This is a genomic window from Agromyces solani (assembly GCF_058349925.1).
The window spans coordinates 984,445-999,779 of record NZ_JBYRER010000002.1 but is presented as its reverse complement, the minus strand read 5'-3'; the positions used below and the strand labels follow the sequence as shown (position 1 = coordinate 999,779).

The 15,335-nt window shown below is 72.3% G+C and carries 14 protein-coding genes; 2 read left to right on the top strand and 12 right to left on the bottom strand.

Annotated elements, in window-relative coordinates:
* Window positions 1-63 precede the first annotated feature (63 nt).
* The 4 genes from hisH to AC3RJ7_RS12335 all read right to left on the bottom strand — a co-directional run bounded on the left by hisH (window position 64) and on the right by AC3RJ7_RS12335 (window position 2,938).
* Window positions 64-702, bottom strand: coding sequence for an imidazole glycerol phosphate synthase subunit HisH (gene hisH / locus AC3RJ7_RS12350; protein ID WP_491456121.1), 639 nt, complete (start codon window positions 700-702; stop codon window positions 64-66).
* A complete protein-coding gene (gene hisB / locus AC3RJ7_RS12345; protein WP_491456120.1) occupies window positions 699-1,313 on the bottom strand; it encodes an imidazoleglycerol-phosphate dehydratase HisB in 615 nt (204 codons plus the stop codon). The genes hisH and hisB overlap by 4 nt, the downstream gene beginning before the upstream one ends.
* Entirely contained in the window at window positions 1,310-2,440 is a 1,131-nt protein-coding gene (locus AC3RJ7_RS12340; RefSeq protein ID WP_491456119.1) for a histidinol-phosphate transaminase, read from the bottom strand. The genes hisB and AC3RJ7_RS12340 overlap by 4 nt, the downstream gene beginning before the upstream one ends.
* 105 nt (window positions 2,441-2,545) lie before the next feature.
* The gene (locus AC3RJ7_RS12335; protein ID WP_491456118.1) at window positions 2,546-2,938 is read right to left on the bottom strand and encodes a LysM peptidoglycan-binding domain-containing protein; all 393 of its coding nucleotides are present in this window, start codon (window positions 2,936-2,938) and stop codon (window positions 2,546-2,548) included.
* A 273-nt stretch (window positions 2,939-3,211) separates the two neighbouring features.
* Between AC3RJ7_RS12335 and lexA the strand changes: the two genes are divergently transcribed.
* A complete protein-coding gene (gene lexA, locus AC3RJ7_RS12330) occupies window positions 3,212-3,880 on the top strand; it encodes a transcriptional repressor LexA (RefSeq protein ID WP_491456176.1) in 669 nt (222 codons plus the stop codon).
* A gap of 6 nt (window positions 3,881-3,886) precedes the next feature.
* On the opposite strand, the gene AC3RJ7_RS12325 is transcribed toward lexA, so the two are convergent.
* The 4 genes from AC3RJ7_RS12325 to hflX all read right to left on the bottom strand — a co-directional run bounded on the left by AC3RJ7_RS12325 (window position 3,887) and on the right by hflX (window position 9,993).
* Window positions 3,887-4,627: an alpha/beta fold hydrolase gene (locus AC3RJ7_RS12325; RefSeq protein WP_491456117.1), complete on the bottom strand. Its 741-nt coding sequence runs from the start codon at window positions 4,625-4,627 to the stop codon at window positions 3,887-3,889.
* A gap of 109 nt (window positions 4,628-4,736) precedes the next feature.
* On the bottom strand, window positions 4,737-7,103 hold the full coding sequence (gene metE / locus AC3RJ7_RS12320; protein WP_491456116.1) for a 5-methyltetrahydropteroyltriglutamate--homocysteine S-methyltransferase: 2,367 nt from the start codon (window positions 7,101-7,103) through the stop codon (window positions 4,737-4,739).
* A gap of 133 nt (window positions 7,104-7,236) precedes the next feature.
* Window positions 7,237-8,214, bottom strand: coding sequence for a methylenetetrahydrofolate reductase (locus AC3RJ7_RS12315; RefSeq protein WP_491456115.1), 978 nt, complete (start codon window positions 8,212-8,214; stop codon window positions 7,237-7,239).
* Between the two features lie 249 nt (window positions 8,215-8,463).
* Window positions 8,464-9,993 carry a GTPase HflX gene (hflX, locus tag AC3RJ7_RS12310; protein WP_491456114.1) on the bottom strand — a complete coding sequence of 510 codons (1,530 nt, stop codon included), beginning with the start codon at window positions 9,991-9,993 and terminating at the stop codon, window positions 8,464-8,466.
* Between the two features lie 42 nt (window positions 9,994-10,035).
* Between hflX and AC3RJ7_RS12305 the strand changes: the two genes are divergently transcribed.
* The gene (locus tag AC3RJ7_RS12305) at window positions 10,036-10,641 is read left to right on the top strand and encodes a class I SAM-dependent methyltransferase (protein ID WP_491456113.1); all 606 of its coding nucleotides are present in this window, start codon (window positions 10,036-10,038) and stop codon (window positions 10,639-10,641) included.
* A 36-nt stretch (window positions 10,642-10,677) separates the two neighbouring features.
* Here the strand turns inward: AC3RJ7_RS12305 and AC3RJ7_RS12300 are convergent, their stop codons facing one another.
* The 4 genes from AC3RJ7_RS12300 to miaB are packed head-to-tail and all read right to left on the bottom strand — an operon-like array spanning window position 10,678 to window position 15,326.
* The gene (locus AC3RJ7_RS12300) at window positions 10,678-11,934 is read right to left on the bottom strand and encodes an MFS transporter (RefSeq protein WP_491456112.1); all 1,257 of its coding nucleotides are present in this window, start codon (window positions 11,932-11,934) and stop codon (window positions 10,678-10,680) included.
* Complete coding sequence (gene dapF / locus AC3RJ7_RS12295; protein WP_491456111.1) at window positions 11,931-12,812, bottom strand: diaminopimelate epimerase; 882 nt, start codon at window positions 12,810-12,812, stop codon at window positions 11,931-11,933. Before dapF ends, AC3RJ7_RS12300 begins: the two co-directional genes overlap by 4 nt.
* A gap of 5 nt (window positions 12,813-12,817) precedes the next feature.
* Window positions 12,818-13,738 (bottom strand): tRNA (adenosine(37)-N6)-dimethylallyltransferase MiaA, encoded by a 921-nt coding sequence (gene miaA, locus AC3RJ7_RS12290; RefSeq protein WP_491456110.1) that lies wholly within the window; start codon window positions 13,736-13,738, stop codon window positions 12,818-12,820.
* A 1-nt stretch (window position 13,739) separates the two neighbouring features.
* Window positions 13,740-15,326 (bottom strand): tRNA (N6-isopentenyl adenosine(37)-C2)-methylthiotransferase MiaB, encoded by a 1,587-nt coding sequence (gene miaB / locus AC3RJ7_RS12285; RefSeq protein WP_491456109.1) that lies wholly within the window; start codon window positions 15,324-15,326, stop codon window positions 13,740-13,742.
* Window positions 15,327-15,335: the final 9 nt, after the last annotated feature.

Genomic DNA, 15,335 nt, shown 5'->3' with positions numbered 1-15,335 from the left:
GGCACAGTCACAGGATCATAGTCGCCCGCGGCGCGCGCGACGTCCCCATGACCGACGGATGGCTCAGGCGAGTGCGCCGAGCCAGTTGGAGAGCAGCCGGATGCCGGCATCCGACGACTTCTCGGGGTGGAACTGCGTCGCGGACAGCGGGCCGTTCTCGACCGCGGCGAGGAATCGCCCGCCGTGTTCGGCCCACGTCAGCTTCGGTTGCGGGAACGGGGGCATCACGTCGAGGTGCCACGACTGCGCGGCGAACGAGTGCACGAAGTAGAAGCGCTCGTCCTCGATCCCGTCGAAGAGCACCGATCCCACGTCGGGCGTCACCGTGTTCCAGCCCATGTGCGGCAGCACCTCGGCGGGGAGCTCGGTGACGGCGCCGGGCCACTCGCCGAGGCCCTCGGTGTCGACGCCGCGTTCGACGCCGTGCTCGAACAGCACCTGCATGCCGACGCAGATCCCGAGGACGTGCCGGCCTCCGGCGAGGCGCCGGTCGATGACCTCGTCGCCGCGCACCGCGCGGAGCTGCTCCATCACGGCCTTGAACGCGCCGACGCCGGGCACGACGAGTCCGTCGGCCTCCATCGCCGCCGCACGATCGGCCGTGACCTCGACCTCGGCCCCCGCGCGCTCGAGCGCCTTCGCGGCGGAGTGCACGTTGCCCGACCCGTAGTCGAGCACGACGACGCGGCGGGTGCGGCTCACAGCGCGCCCTTCGTCGACGGGATGCCGCTGACGAGCGGGTCGAGCGCCTTCGCCTGACGGAACGCGCGGGCGAACGCCTTGAACTCGGCCTCGGCGATGTGGTGGGGATCGCGCCCGCCGAGCACCGTCACGTGCACGGTGAGCCCCGCGTTGAAGGCGATCGCCTCGAACACGTGGCGCACCATCGATCCGGTGAAGTGCCCGCCGATGAGGTGGTACTCGAACCCCTCGGGCTCCCCCGAGTGCACGAGGAACGGCCGGCCCGAGATGTCGACGACCGCCTGTGCGAGCGCCTCGTCGAGCGGCACGAGCGCATCGCCGTACCGCGAGATGCCGCGCTTGTCGCCGAGCGCTTCGCGGATCGCCTGCCCGAGCACGATCCCCGTGTCCTCCACGGTGTGGTGCACGTCGATGTGGAGGTCGCCCGACGCGCGGACCGTGAGGTCGGTCAGCGAGTGCTTCGCGAACGCCGTGAGGAGGTGGTCGTAGAACGGCACGCCGGTCTCGACGTCGCTCGCACCCGAGCCGTCGAGGTCGATCGACAGGTCGATGCTCGATTCGCTCGTCTCGCGCTGCATGCGCGCCGTGCGCGGCTTGGGCTGGGCGGTCATGCGTCGATCCTATTCTCGGCGGACGGGCCGGCTTCGCCGGACGTGGAGCCGACCGGCGCGAACACCGCGATCGCCTCGAGGAACGCGGTGGTCTCCGCCTCGGTGCCCGCACTCACCCGAAGGTGCCCGGGGATGCCCAGCTCCCTGATCAGGATGCCTCGCGCCAGCAGCCCCTCGAACACGGCGTGCGGGTCGTCGACGCCGCCGAAGAGCACGAAGTTCGAGCCGCTGCGGTGCGGAGCGAAACCCAGCCGTGCGAGTTCGGTCGTGATGCGTTCGCGCTGACGGCGGATGTCGTCGACCATCGCCAGCATCTCATCGGCGTGGGCGAGCGCGCCGAGGGCTGCGGCCTGGGTCAGCGCCGAGAGGTGGTAGGGCAGGCGCACGAGCCGGAGGGCGTCGATGGTCGCGGGGTCGCCGGCGAGGTAGCCGACGCGCGCGCCCGCGAATGCGAACGCCTTGCTCATGGTGCGCGAGACGACGAGGCGCGGCCGCCCCTCGAGGAGGGTGAGGGCACTCGGCGTGCCGGGGTCGGCGAACTCGAAATACGCCTCGTCGACGACCACGATGCCGCGCGCCGCGTCGGCGACGGCACGCACCGTGTCGAGCGGGAGCGGGGTCCCCGTCGGGTTGTTCGGCGTGCAGAGGAAGACGAGGTCGGGGTCGTGCTCGCGCACCGCGGCCGCCGCCGTCTCCGGGCTCAGCTCGAAGTCGTCGTCGCGCTCCGCGGAGATCCACCTGGTGCCGGTGCCGGAGGCGAGCAGGGAGTACATCGAGTAGGTCGGCGTGAACCCGAGCACCGACCGACCGGGCCCGCCGAACGCCTGCAGCACCTGCTGGAGCACTTCGTTCGAACCGTTCGCCGCCCAGATCTGCTCGGGAGCCAGCCCGTGGCCGAGGTACCCGGCGAGCGCCTCTCGCAACTCCGTGAACTCGCGGTCGGGATACCGGTTCAGTCGGAGGATCGCGGCGGCGACCCGGGCGACGATGTCGTGCGCCACGTCCTCGGGGATGGTATGCGTGTTCTCGTTGACGTTGAGGGCGACCGGCACGGCCTTCTGCGGAGCGCCGTACGGGGAGCGACCACGGAGGTCGTCACGGATGGGAAGGTCGTCGAGACTCGTCACCGAACCATGCTAGCCACGCTGCCCGGGCCCGACGCCGCGTGCGTCACCGTGTGACCGAGGCCCCGACCGGCGCCGCGGTGCGGCAGGCTGAGACGCGCGCACCGCTCATTCGGAAGCGGGGACCGCGAGACGCTGGCCTGGCTCGATCGTCGCGCCGTCGAGCCCGTTGAGCCGGACGATCTCGGCGATCGTGTCGCGCGGATCGGCCGAGGGGTCGATCGCCTCGGCGATCTCCCAGAGCGAGCCGCCGACATCGACCGTGACGTACTGCAGCGACCCGCCGCCCGCCATGTCGGCGGCGGCACCGCCGGTGTTCAGCACGGCGGTGAACGCCCAGATGACGATCGGCAGCGCGGCGAGGGCCGTGAACACGACGCGCCCGCGTCGGGTCAGCCGCAGCCGCGTGCGAACCCCGGGGCCCGCCGCCCCGTCGACGCGGTTCGCACGGGGCGTCGATGCACCGTGACGGTACTCGTTCGTCATGATCGCTGCGCTCATGTCACCCTCCTGCGTGGACTGCATCCGGCCCTCGGCCGGGAGGGCCGGATGCGAATCTCTGTTCCGAATATATCTTCGAACATCTTCGACTGCAAGCATTCGGCGGCGGAACTCGTGCGAACCGATGTGGCGACACACTCGAACGAATGTTTGCCGCGCCCGCCCGTGGCGGATACAGTTTCGAATGTCTGGGAACAGTGGACCAGACACCACCGACATCCGATCGCGAGGGCGATCGCAACGAGGGGCGGAATCGTGAAGAGCGACAACGACGTGCGCGAGATCGGCAGGGCACGCCGCCGCAAGAGCCTGAGTGCGAAGCAGATCGCGATCCTCGAGGTCGTGCAGCGGTCGGTCGCCACCCGCGGGTACCCGCCGAGCATGCGGGAGATCGGCGACGCGGTCGGCCTCTCGTCGCTGTCGAGCGTCACGCACCAGCTCAACCAGCTCGAGCTCGCCGGCTACCTGCGACGCGACCCCAATCGGCCCCGCGCGCTCGAGGTGCTCATCGAGCTCCCCGGGCTCGACGAGCGCACTCCGTCGGCGGGCGAGCCCGCACCGGTCGGCGACGCCGCGATGGTGCCGCTCGTCGGTCGCATCGCCGCCGGCGTTCCGATCACGGCCGAGCAGCAGATCGACGAGGTCTTCCCGCTCCCCCGCCAGCTGGTCGGCAAGGGCGAGCTCTTCATCCTCAAGGTGGTCGGCGACTCGATGGTCGACGCGGCCATCTGCGACGGCGACTGGGTCGTCGTCCGGTCGCAGCGCACCGCCGAGAACGGCGAGATCGTCGCCGCGATGCTCGACGGCGAGGCGACCGTCAAGGTGTTCCGCCAGCGCGACGGCCACACCTGGCTGCTGCCGCGCAACACCGCGTTCGAGCCGATCCTCGGCGACCACGCCGAGGTCCTCGGCAAGGTCGTCGCCGTGCTCCGGACGGTCTGAGCCCGATCAGGCCGCGCTCACCGCGTGACCCTGGCCTCGCAGCCACTCGACGATCGCGTGCATGAACCCGGTGTGATCGTCGCGGAAGACCGTGTGTCCCGTGCCGGGCACCGTGGTGACGGTCATCCCCCGGCGCCGCAGGTCGGCCGCCACCCGGTCGGTGATGAGCAGGCTCCGCTCGGCGAGCAGCACGAGGCTCGGCGCCACCAGACGCGTCGGCGGCACGAGGGGACGAGTGTCGGCGAAGCCGAGGATCGTGCGCTTGTCCCAGTCGCGCAGCGTCGCGAGCTCGATGTCGACGTCGACGGCGCTCCACTTCGGGTTCATCCGAACCAGCGCGCCCCGTCGCGGGCGGGGGGCGATCGCGAAGAAGACCTTGTACGCGAGACCGAGCGGACCCTTCGGGAACGCGAAGGCCGGGTCGACGTAGATCGCGGCACGCGGTGCGAGACGGTCGGCGACGAGACTCGCCACGAGGCCGCCCAGCGAATGGCCGAGCACGACGTCGGGCGGGCCGTCGAGCATCGGCGCGACGGTCTCGACGACGTCGTCGGCCCAGGCCGCCGGCGAGTACCGTGAAGCGCGCGGGCTGCGCCCGTGACCGGCGAGGTCGACCGCGAGCACCCGGAACCCCTGCGCCTCGAGCTCGGCGGTGACGCGGTGCCACGCGCGCGAGTCGGACATGATGCCGTGGATGAGGATGGCCGTCCGGGATCCGGCGCCCGTCTCGTGGACCGCGAGTTGCATGCGACGACGGTACGTCGGCCGCCTGTGCATCCGCCCCGTGGATGATGCGAGGCCGCCGAACATCGACGGGGCGGATGCCGCGTGCCCGCGACATCCGCCCCGTCGACGCCTATCGGACGGGTGCCGAGACCGCCGCGCCCGCGGTCGACGACGCGCCGCGGACCGCGCGCGCCGCCTCCACGAGGTTCGCGAGCGAGGCGACCGTCTCGTCGTAGCCCCGGGTCTTGAGCCCGCAGTCGGGGTTCACCCAGAGCCGCCCGGCCGGGATGCCGGCGGCGGCCCGCTCGAGCAGTTCCCGCAGCTCCGCCGTCGACGGCACGCGGGGCGAGTGGATGTCGTAGACGCCCGGTCCGATGCCGTGGTCGAAGCCGTTGGCCGCGAGGTCGTCGACGACCTCCATCCGGCTCCGTGCCGCCTCGATCGACGTGACGTCGGCGTCGAGCGCCTTGATCGCCTCGATCACGACACCGAATTCGGAGTAGCAGAGATGCGTGTGCACCTGCGTGCCCGGCGCTGCCGCGGCGGTCGCGAGGGTGAACGAGCCGACCGACCACTCTAGGTACGCGGGCTGTTCGGCGAGCTTCAGCGGCAGCAGTTCCCTGAGCGCCGGCTCATCGACCTGGATGATGCGGATGCCCGCTTCCTCCAGGTCGGCGATCTCGTCGCGGAGGGCGAGCGCGACCTGACGGGCGGTCTCGCCGAGCGGCTGGTCGTCGCGCACGAACGACCACGCGAGGATCGTCACCGGACCCGTCAGCATGCCCTTGACGTGCCGGTCGGTGAGCGACTGCGCGAACGTCGACCACTCGACCGTCATCGGCGCCGGGCGCGAGACATCCCCCCACAGGATCGAGGGGCGCGTGCAGCGCGAACCGTACGACTGGACCCAGCCGTGCTCGGTCACGGCGAAGCCGTCGAGCAGCTCGGCGAAGTACTGCACCATGTCGTTGCGCTCGGGCTCGCCGTGCACGAGGACGTCGAGGCCGAGCTCCTCCTGCAGGCGCACGACCCGCTCGATCTCGTCGCGCATGAGCGACGCATAGCCGTCGGCGTCGAGTTCGCCGCGCCCGAGGCGTGCGCGGGCGACGCGGAGGTCGCTCGTCTGCGGGAACGACCCGATCGTCGTCGTCGGCAGTTCGGGCAGCCCGAGGTTCGCCTGCGCCGCGATCCGGTCGGCCTCGGCACCGCGGTGGAAGTCGCCCTCGGTGAGGCCCGCGAGCCGCTCGCGCACCGCGGGCACGCGCACGCCCGGTGCGGCCGCCCGGTCGGCCAGGGCGGCGGATGCCTCGGCGAGCGCCGGCGCGACCGCCTCGCGCCCCTCGGCGAGGCCGAGCGCGAGGGTCGCGACCTGCCCGACCTTCTGGTCGGCGAACGCGAGCCACCTCGCGAGCCGCGGGTCGAGCCGCGACTCGTCGTCGACGTCGTGCGGCACGTGCAGCAGCGAGGTCGACGTCGAGACGGCGACGGCGCCGGAGCGGTCCCTCAGGGCCTCGGCGCGGTCGAGCGCGGCCGCGAGGTCGCCGCGCCAGATGTTGTGCCCGTCGACGACGCCCGCGACGAGCGTCTTGGTACGCAGCGCCGCCGCGGTCGCGGCGTCGAGTCCGGAAGGGGCGGTGCCGCGCACGAGGTCGAGTCCGATCGCCTCGACCGGCGTCGCCGCGAGGACCGGGAGGGCGTCGTCGAGCGAGCCGTACGGGGCCGCGACGAAGATCGCCGGGCGCCGCTCGAGCTCGCCCAGGGCCTCGTACGCGGTCGCTGCGGCGTCGAGCACGCGATCGCGCGGCACGTCGATCGCCTCCGACACGAGCGCCGGCTCGTCGAGCTGCACCCACTGGGCACCTGCGTCCGCGAGCTCGGCGAGCAGCGCCGCGTAGACCGGAAGGAGGTCGGCGAGCCGATCGATCGGGCGGTACCCGTCGGGCGCACCGTCGGCGGCCTTGGCCAGCGACAGGAACGTGACCGGGCCGATCACGACCGGCCGGGAGACGAAGCCCTCGGCGCTCGCCTCGGCGAACTGGGCGACGAGTCGCTCGGCATGCAGCGAGAACTCGGTCTCCGGCCCGATCTCGGGCACGAGGTAGTGGTAGTTCGAGTCGAACCACTTGGTCATCTCGAGCGGAGCCCGCTCGCCCTCGCCGCGCGCGATCGTGAAATAGCCCGAGAGGTCGAGCCCGCCGTGCTCGTCGAGCAGGTCCGCGAAACGGGCCGGCACGGCGCCGACCGCGACGGCCGCATCGAGGACCTGGTCGTAGTACGAGAACGTCTCCGGGATCGCCGATCCCGTGCGGGCGAGTCCGAGCTCGGCGAGCCGTTCGCGCGTCCGCGATCGCAGCGCGCGAGCCCGCTCCTCGAGCTCGGCCTCGTCGATCGCGCCGGCCCAGAACGCCTCGACCGCGCGCTTGAGCTCGCGGCGTCGGCCGATGCGGGGATAGCCGAGCACGGTTCCCGTCGGGAAGCCGGTGGTGGGTTCGGTCATGACTCGTTCCTTTCGATTTCCGGGTACGCCGAAGCACCGCGCAGATGGCGGGTCGTCGACATCGACCGCGGGGCATCGGGCCCCGGGCCGGTGGTGATGGGAGTGAGGTACGCCGGACCGGCGTGCGCCGCGGTCAGGTCCTCCGGCCGGCGCGGGCGCCGAGCCCGAGCCGGTCGAGCACCGAGAGCACGGTCTCGTGCCGGTTGTAGGTGTAGAGGTGCAGGCCCGGCGCTCCGCCCCGCAGCACCTCGTCGGCGAGCGACGCGGCATGGCGTTCGCCGATCTCCGCGCGCGCCTCGATGTCGGGCTCGATCTCGAGGGCGATCGCGAGGTCCGCCGGCGCCTCGACCCCGGTCAGCTCGGTGAGCCGCGCGAGTCGTGCGGGGTTCGTCACCGGCATGAGCCCCGGGAGGATCGGGATGGTCACCCCCGCGGCGCGGGAGCGCTCGACGAAGCCGAGGTAGTCGTCGGCGTGCCAGAAGAGCTGGGTGATCGCGAGGGTGGCCCCGGCGACCTCCTTCGCGAGGAGCGTGTCGACGTCCTGCGAGAGACCGCGCGATCGCGGGTGCCCCGTCGGGAACGCCGCGACCGCGACCCGCTCGGGCCGTGGCCGGGCGTCGATCCGTCGGGCGCGCGGCGCCCCGGGCACCCCCGCCTCGCCGAACGGCTCGCGCTCCTCCTGCACCCGGTGGATGAGCTGCACGAGCTCGGCGGCGGTGCCCAGGTCGCCGAGGCCGGCGTCGGGGTCATCGCCCTCGGGCGGGTCGCCGCGCAGGGCGAGGAAGCTCGTGATGCCCGCATCGAGGAACTCCCGGACGAGACGGTTGGCCTCCGCGTGCGACGAGCCGACGCACGTCAGGTGCGCCATCGGCTCGACCGACGTGTGCTCGAGGATGTACCGCAGCACCGTGAGCGAACGCCCGCGCTGCGACCCGCCCGCCCCGAACGTCACCGAGATGAAGGCCGGGTCGACCTCGGCGAGCCGGTCGATCGTCCGCCCGAGGGCGATCGCCGCCGCGTCCGTGCGCGGCGGGAAGAGCTCGAAGGAGATCGGCGGGCACCCGGTACAGTCGCCCGTCTCCCGGGTGCCGGCGGCGCCGTTCGCGGCCATGTCGGACTCCTCGATGGGATGCCGGCGGCGGTGGTGGCACGGCAGGCCGCGGCCGCCGCCGGACGGCGGATGGGTCACGCGGGCGGGTGCCGGGCTCGGCGGTCGCTCCAGGCGGCGGGCATCCGGCCCGTCGCCGACGATCATGAGCGACGATACGCGGTCGGTGCGGCGGACGGGTCAATATGACCCGGGATGACGAACGGCTCGGATGCCTCGGCGCGCGCCGAGGCATCCGAGCCGTTCGACGGACTACGCGGCCGCGACGGGCGCGGTGAACTCGGCGTACTGGCCGGCGAGCTCGGGCGAGACCAGTGCGCGCACGCGCGTGCCGTCTTCGACGTAGTCGAGCTCGAGCACGCGCGCCTGCTCGTGCAGGGTCGAGACGACGTCGCCGCGGTCGTACGGCACGAGCAGTTCGACTTCGATCGCGGGGTCGGGCAGCATCTCGCCGATCGCCGCGAGCACGTCGGCGATGCCCTCGCCCGTTCGCGCGGAGGCGAACACCGCGTCGGGCTCGAGGCCGCGCAGCACCAGTCGGTCTTCGGGCGACACGAGGTCGGCCTTGTTGAAGACGACGAGCTCGGGGATGTCGCGGGCGCCGACCTCGCCGATGACGTCCCGCACCGTTGCGATCTGGCCGGCCGGGTCGGGATGTGCCGCATCCACGACGTGCACGATGAGGTCGGCGTCTCCGACCTCTTCGAGCGTGGACCGGAACGCCTCGACGAGCTGGTGCGGCAGGTTGCGCACGAAGCCCACGGTGTCGGCGATCGTGTAGACGCGTCCGTCTGCCGTCGTGTTGCGGCGGACCGTGGCGTCGAGCGTCGCGAAGAGGGCGTTCTCGACGAGCACGCCCGCGCCCGTCACGCGGTTGAGGAGGCTCGACTTGCCCGCGTTCGTGTACCCGGCGATCGCGACGGAGGGCACCGCGTTGCGGCGTCGGTTGGCCCGCTTCGCCTCGCGGGCGGGTTTCATGCCGGCGATCTGCCTGCGGAGCTTCGCCATGCGCGAGTGGATGCGTCGGCGGTCGAGCTCGATCTTCGTCTCACCCGGGCCGCGCGAGCCCATGCCGGCGCCCCCGGAGCCGACCTGGCCGCCGGCCTGGCGGGACATCGACTCGCCCCAGCCGCGCAGGCGGGGAAGCAGGTACTCGAGCTGGGCGAGCTCGACCTGGGCCTTGCCCTCGCGGCTCTTCGCGTGCTGGCTGAAGATGTCGAGGATGACGGCGGTGCGGTCGATCACCTTGACCTTCACCGCGTCTTCGAGCGCGCGCCGCTGGCTCGGAGCGAGCTCGGTGTCGGCGACGACCGTGTCGGCGCCGAGGGAGGCGACGATGTGCCGGAGCTCCTCGACCTTGCCGCGACCGAGATAGGTCGAGGGGTCGGGGTGCGGGCGGCGCTGCAGCACGCCGTCGAGCACCCGGGCACCGGCGGTCTCTGCGAGGGCCGAGAGCTCGCGCAGCGAGTTCTCGGCGTCGTCGAGGGAGCCCTGCGAGTACACGCCGATGAGCACGACGTTCTCGAGCCGGAGCTGCCGGTACTCGACCTCGGTGACGTCCTCGAGCTCGGTCGAGAGGCCCGCGACGCGACGCAGCGCCGCGCGTTCTTCGCGGTCGTACTGCTCGCCGTCGGTGTCGGCACCGGCGGCCGCGTCGGAGCCGTGCGCCATCATGGCCTCGGCCTCGCCCGAGCCGAACCGGGTCACGCCGGCCTTCGTCTCGGCGCCCCGCAGCACTCGCTCGACCGCGTCGTCGGCGGTGTTCTGTTCGGCTTCGTTCATCGTGTTAACCCTACTTCCGATCGCTGCGATAGGTTCCCCTACATGAGTTCCGACCACTACTTCTCCTCCGCGCCGTCGAGCGACGCACGCACCCGCACCATCCGCGTGACGCTCGCCGGACGCGAGGTCGAACTCGTGACCGCAGGCGGCGTCTTCAGCCCCGAGCACCTCGACCAGGGCACCCGCGTGCTCCTCGACGCGGTGCCCGCTCCCCCGGCGACGGGCCACCTGCTCGACCTGGGCGCCGGCTGGGGCCCGATCGCGCTGACCCTCGCGATGCGGTCGCCCGAGGCGACGGTCTGGGCGGTCGACGTCAACGAACGCGCCCTCGACCTCACGCGACGCAACGCCGCGCGGCTCGGCCTCCACAACATCAACGCCGTCACGCCCGACGGTGTTCCCGGCGACGTTCGCTTCGCGACGATCTGGTCGAACCCGCCCATCCGGGTGGGCAAGCAGGAGCTCCACGACCTCCTCTCGCGCTGGTTGACCCGCCTCGACGACACAGAAGGCGCTGCGGCCTGGCTCGTGGTCGCCAAGCACCTCGGCGCCGAGTCGCTGCAGCGCTGGATCGGCGACGAGCTCGGCCTCGACGTCGAACGCGCGGCGAACTCCAAGGGGTTCCGCGTGCTCGACGTTCGTCGCTGACGCGCCGGCGATCGATCGGGCCCGCCGCGGCCGACGCTACCGCCCGGCCGTCAGGCGTGCGGCACGCACGGCCGCGGCGGTCGTGAGGACGAGGAACGCGACCGTCGCCACGAGCACCGCGACGAGCGGAAGCGCCCACGCCCCGGTCGACTGGTGCAGGGCTCCGAGCACCGGGGGTGCCGTGGCGGCGAGGAGATAGCCGCCGGCCTGCACGAGCGCCGACATCTGGGTGGTCTCGCGGTCGGTGCGCGTGATCCGCACGACGGTGGCGATGATGACGACGAACCCGCCGCCCTGGGCGATGCCGCCCGTGACCGTCCAGACGAGGTACGCCTCGGGGGCGAGGAGCAGGCCGAGGGGCAGCGTCGTCCACAGCACGCCGACGATCGCGGGCTGCACCCACGCCGGCCGCAGCCGTCCGAGGAACGGCACGCCGAGGGCGCCCACGACGGCCGCGAGCTGGAAGAGGGACGCGACGTTGCCCGCGGCGATCGGGTCGAGGCCGAACTCGTCGGCGTACAGGCTCGGCAACCACGCGCTCAGCCCGTAGTACGAGAAGGACTGCGCGGCGAAGGCCGCCGCGAGGAGCCACGTCATGGGGTTGCGCCACGCCGAGTACTCCCCCGGCGCGATCGCACCCGTCGGACCGGTGACGGCCGCCATCGACCCCGTCACGGCGAGCGCCTCCGCCTCGCGCGCCTCGCGGCTCTCGGCGGTGACGCGCCGCAGGTGCACGCCCCAGACGGCGAGCGCCACGACGATGAGCACGCCCCAGATCGCGGTCGCCCACTGCCAGCCGATCCGCTCGGCGAGCGGTGCCGTCACCGCGATCGTGAGCATCGAGCCGATGTTCATCATCGCCGAGTAGACGCCCGTCACGAGCTGCGCCCGCTGGGGCGGCACGTCGCGGCGGATGACGACCGGGACGACGACGTTGCCGATCGCGATCGCGAGGCCGATGATCACCGTTCCCGCGAACGCCGCCCACGTCGTGCCGCCCGAGCGCACGATCGTGCCGATGAGCGTGCCGATGAGCGAGATCGCGACGGCGCGCTCGGCGCCGCTCAGCCGGATCGTCCACGCGGCGATCGGGGTGCCGAGGGCGAAGCAGAGCACCGGCAGGCTCGTGAGCAGGCCGGCCGCGGTCGGCGAGAGGCCGAGCGCCGCCTCGATGTCCTCGATCACCGGGGCGATCGCGACGAGCGGACCGCGCATGTTGAGCGCGACGAGCGAGATGCCGACGAGCAGCAACCAGGGGAAGGCCGCGGGCCGGCCGACGGCCGAACGGCTCATGCCAGGGTGAGCACGCCGTCGAAGACGAGCTCGGCCGGGCCGGCGAGGGCGACGTGTTCACCATCGGCCGCCTCGAACATGCGAACCCCGAGCACCCCGCCGGGCACCTGCACGCGCCAGTCGTTCGGCGCGCCGGCTCCGGCCCAGTACCGCACGGCCAGCGCGGACGCCACCGCGCCGGTGCCGCACGAGAGCGTCTCGCCGGAGCCCCGCTCGTGCACGCGCATGCGGATCCGGCCCACGCCGTCTTCGACGAGCGGTTCGGCCGGCACGACGAACTCGACGTTCGCGCCCGCCTCGGGGACGGGGTCGAGGAGGGGCGCGTACGCGAGGTCGAGCCCCTCGAGCTCGTCGTCGTCGGCGAGGGCGACGACGACGTGCGGGTTGCCCACGTCGATGCCGAGGCCGGGCCGCGCGACCGGCAGCTGCTTCGCGCGGACGAGCGGCTCGCCGCCGGCGAGCCGCCAGGGGCCGAGGTCGACCTGGAAGCCCGTCGCGGTGCGACTCACGGTACGGACGCCGGCTCGAGTGCCGATCGCGATCTCGTCACCCGGGTGCAGTTCGGCGAGCCCCTGGTCGAGCAGGTAGCGCACGAACACGCGGATGCCGTTCCCGCACATCTCGGAGACGGTGCCGTCGGCGTTCCAGTAGTCCATGAACCACACGGCGCGCGGATCGGCCGCGAGCGCCGCCGCGCCGTCGGCGAGGTTCTGCGACCGCACCGCCCGGATGAGCCCGTCGGCGCCGACCCCGAACCGGCGGTCGCACACGGCCGCGATCTGCGTGGGCTCGAGTTCGTTCTCGCCCTCGGGATCGCTGAAGAGCACGAAGTCGTTGCCCGTGCCCTGGCCCTTGGTGAATCGCAGATCGAACGGCATGCGAATCAGTCTAGGGCGGCCTGCCGGGCGAGCTCGGCGCCCCGGTCGACCGCGTCGTCGGCGTCGAGCTGCACGGCGTCGCGGTATCGCTTGAACCAGCCGACCTGGCGCCTCGCGTACGTCCGGGTGAGCTGCTGCGTCTCGGCGATGGCGTCGGCGCGAGGCATCCGCCCCTGCAACTCGGCGAGCGCCTGGGCGTAGCCGATCGCCTTGCGCGCCGTGACCCCGCGCTCGAGGCCGAGGGGGACGAGTGCGCGCACCTCGTCGACGAGGCCGGCCGCCCACATGTCGTCGACGCGGGCGTCGAGCCGCGCGACGAGCCGCTCGCGGTCGCTGCGGAGGTGCACGATGCGGTGCGGCCGCCAGGGCACCGGCTCGTCGGGGATCCGCGCTGCGGCCGGCGAGCCGGTGACCTCGATCACCTCGAGGGCGCGGACGACCCTCCGTCCGTTGAGCGGGTCGACCTTCGCCGCCGTCTCGACGTCGATCGCCCGCAGTCGCGCGTGCAGCAGGCCGGGCCCCTGCTCGGCCAGTTCGGCCTCCAGTCGTGCGCGCACCTCGGGATCGGTGCCGGGGAACCGGAAGTCGTGGATGACCGACGACACGTAGAGCCCCGATCCGCCGACGAGAAGCGCCACCCCGCCGCGGGCGATGATCTCGTCGACGCGCGCCCTCGCCTCGACCTGGAAGGCCGCCACGGACGCCTCGTCGGTGACCTCGAGCACGTCGAGCAGGTGGTGCGGAACGCCCCTGCGGTCGGCGGGCGCGAGCTTCGCCGTGCCGATGTCCATGCCCCGGTACAGCTGCATGGCATCGGCGTTCACGACCTCGGCGGAACGGCCGGTGCGTTCGAGCGCTTCGGCGAGGTCGAGCGCGAAGGCCGACTTGCCCGTACCCGTCGCGCCGACGACGGCGATGAGCGTCACGTCAGCGCTGGCCGTCGGTCGGGTCGTAGATCGGGAAGGTGCCGACGCCGGGCGACACGAGCGGCTCGCTCGCGACCCGCAACGCCGGAAGACCGAGCGAGACCCGCCCCGGGGTCGACGATCCGCCTGCGGCGGGCACGCCGCAGCTCTCGGCCTGGTCGCGGTCCCATGCGTCGCCCGCGCGCGTGCGACGCACGCGCAACGGCGAGCCGTCGATCGAGTCGGCGAGCAGGTGGAACGGCGCCGCCTGCGTGATCTCGACCGTGACGACGTCGCCGGGACGCGGAAGCTCGGAGCCGGCCGGCACCTCGAAGTGGACGAGTCGGCTGTCTTCGGCGCGGCCGCTCAGACGATGGGTCTCCGCGTCCTTCTTGCCCTCGCCGGTCGCGACGAGGAGGTGCACCGTCGTGCCGACGAGCCGCTGGTTCTCCTCCCACGAGATCCGCTCCTGCAGCGCGATGAGTCGGTCGTAGCGCTCCTGCACGACCTCCTTCGGCACCTGGTCCTCCATCGTCGCGGCCGGCGTGCCCGGACGGATGGAGTACTGGAACGTGAAGGCGGACGCGAAGCGCGCCGCCTCGACCACGCGCATCGTCTCCTGGAAGTCCTCCTCGGTCTCGCCCGGGAAGCCGACGATGATGTCGGTCGAGATCGCCGCGTTCGGGATCTTCGCGCGAACGCGGTCGAGGATTCCGAGGAACTTCTCGGAACGGTACGAACGTCGCATCGCCTTGAGGATGCGGTCGGAGCCCGACTGCAGCGGCATGTGCAGCTGCGGCATGACGCTCGGCGTCTCGGCCATCGCGTCGATGACGTCGTCGGTGAAGGCGGCGGGGTGGGGGCTCGTGAACCGGATGCGCTCGAGCCCGTCGATCTGCCCTGCGGCGCGCAGGAGCTTGCCGAACGCCTGCCGGTCGCCGAACTCGACCCCGTAGGAGTTGACGTTCTGGCCGAGCAGGGTCACCTCGACGGCGCCGTCGTCGACGAGGGCCTGGATCTCGGCGAGGATCTCGCCGGGACGGCGGTCCTTCTCCTTGCCGCGCAGCGCGGGCACGATGCAGAACGTGCAGGTGTTGTTGCAGCCGACCGAGATCGAGACCCAGCCGCTGTACGTCGAGTCGCGCTTCGTCGGCAGCGTCGACGGGAAGACCTCGAGCGCGTCGAGAATCTCGAGCTGCGCCTCGTCGTTGTGGCGGGCCCGCTCGAGCAGGCTCGGCAGCGAGCCCATGTTGTGCGTGCCGAACACGACGTCGACCCACGGCGCCTTCTCGAGGATGACGTTCTTGTCCTTCTGGGCGAGGCAGCCGCCGACGGCGATCTGCATGCCGGCGTGACGACGCTTGACACCGGCGAGGTGGCCGAGGTTGCCGTAGAGCTTGTTGTCGGCGTTCTCGCGAACCGCGCAGGTGTTGATGACGACGACGTCGGGCTCGGCGCCGTTCGCGGGGACGTAGCCGGCCGCCTCCAGCGAGCCCGAGAGCCGTTCGGAGTCGTGGACGTTCATCTGGCACCCGAAGGTGCGAACCTCGTAGGTGCGCGGTGCGGGCTCCGTCGCCTCGACGCGGGCGACCTCGTGAATGGTGCTCATGATCGCACC

Excerpts from the sequence above, each read along its gene's own strand:
- metE (WP_491456116.1), bottom strand. The coding sequence starts at position 7,103 with ATGACCGAACCCACCACCGGCTTCCCGACGGGAACCGTGCTCGGCTAT.
- AC3RJ7_RS12300 (WP_491456112.1), bottom strand. The coding sequence starts at position 11,934 with ATGAGCCGTTCGGCCGTCGGCCGGCCCGCGGCCTTCCCCTGGTTGCTG.
- dapF (WP_491456111.1), bottom strand. The coding sequence starts at position 12,812 with ATGCCGTTCGATCTGCGATTCACCAAGGGCCAGGGCACGGGCAACGAC.
- hflX (WP_491456114.1), bottom strand. The coding sequence starts at position 9,993 with ATGAACGAAGCCGAACAGAACACCGCCGACGACGCGGTCGAGCGAGTG.
- hisB (WP_491456120.1), bottom strand. The coding sequence starts at position 1,313 with ATGACCGCCCAGCCCAAGCCGCGCACGGCGCGCATGCAGCGCGAGACG.
- AC3RJ7_RS12315 (WP_491456115.1), bottom strand. The coding sequence starts at position 8,214 with ATGGCCGCGAACGGCGCCGCCGGCACCCGGGAGACGGGCGACTGTACC.
- AC3RJ7_RS12325 (WP_491456117.1), bottom strand. The coding sequence starts at position 4,627 with ATGCAACTCGCGGTCCACGAGACGGGCGCCGGATCCCGGACGGCCATC.
- AC3RJ7_RS12305 (WP_491456113.1), top strand. The coding sequence starts at position 10,036 with ATGAGTTCCGACCACTACTTCTCCTCCGCGCCGTCGAGCGACGCACGC.
- AC3RJ7_RS12335 (WP_491456118.1), bottom strand. The coding sequence starts at position 2,938 with ATGAGCGCAGCGATCATGACGAACGAGTACCGTCACGGTGCATCGACG.
- miaB (WP_491456109.1), bottom strand. The coding sequence starts at position 15,326 with ATGAGCACCATTCACGAGGTCGCCCGCGTCGAGGCGACGGAGCCCGCA.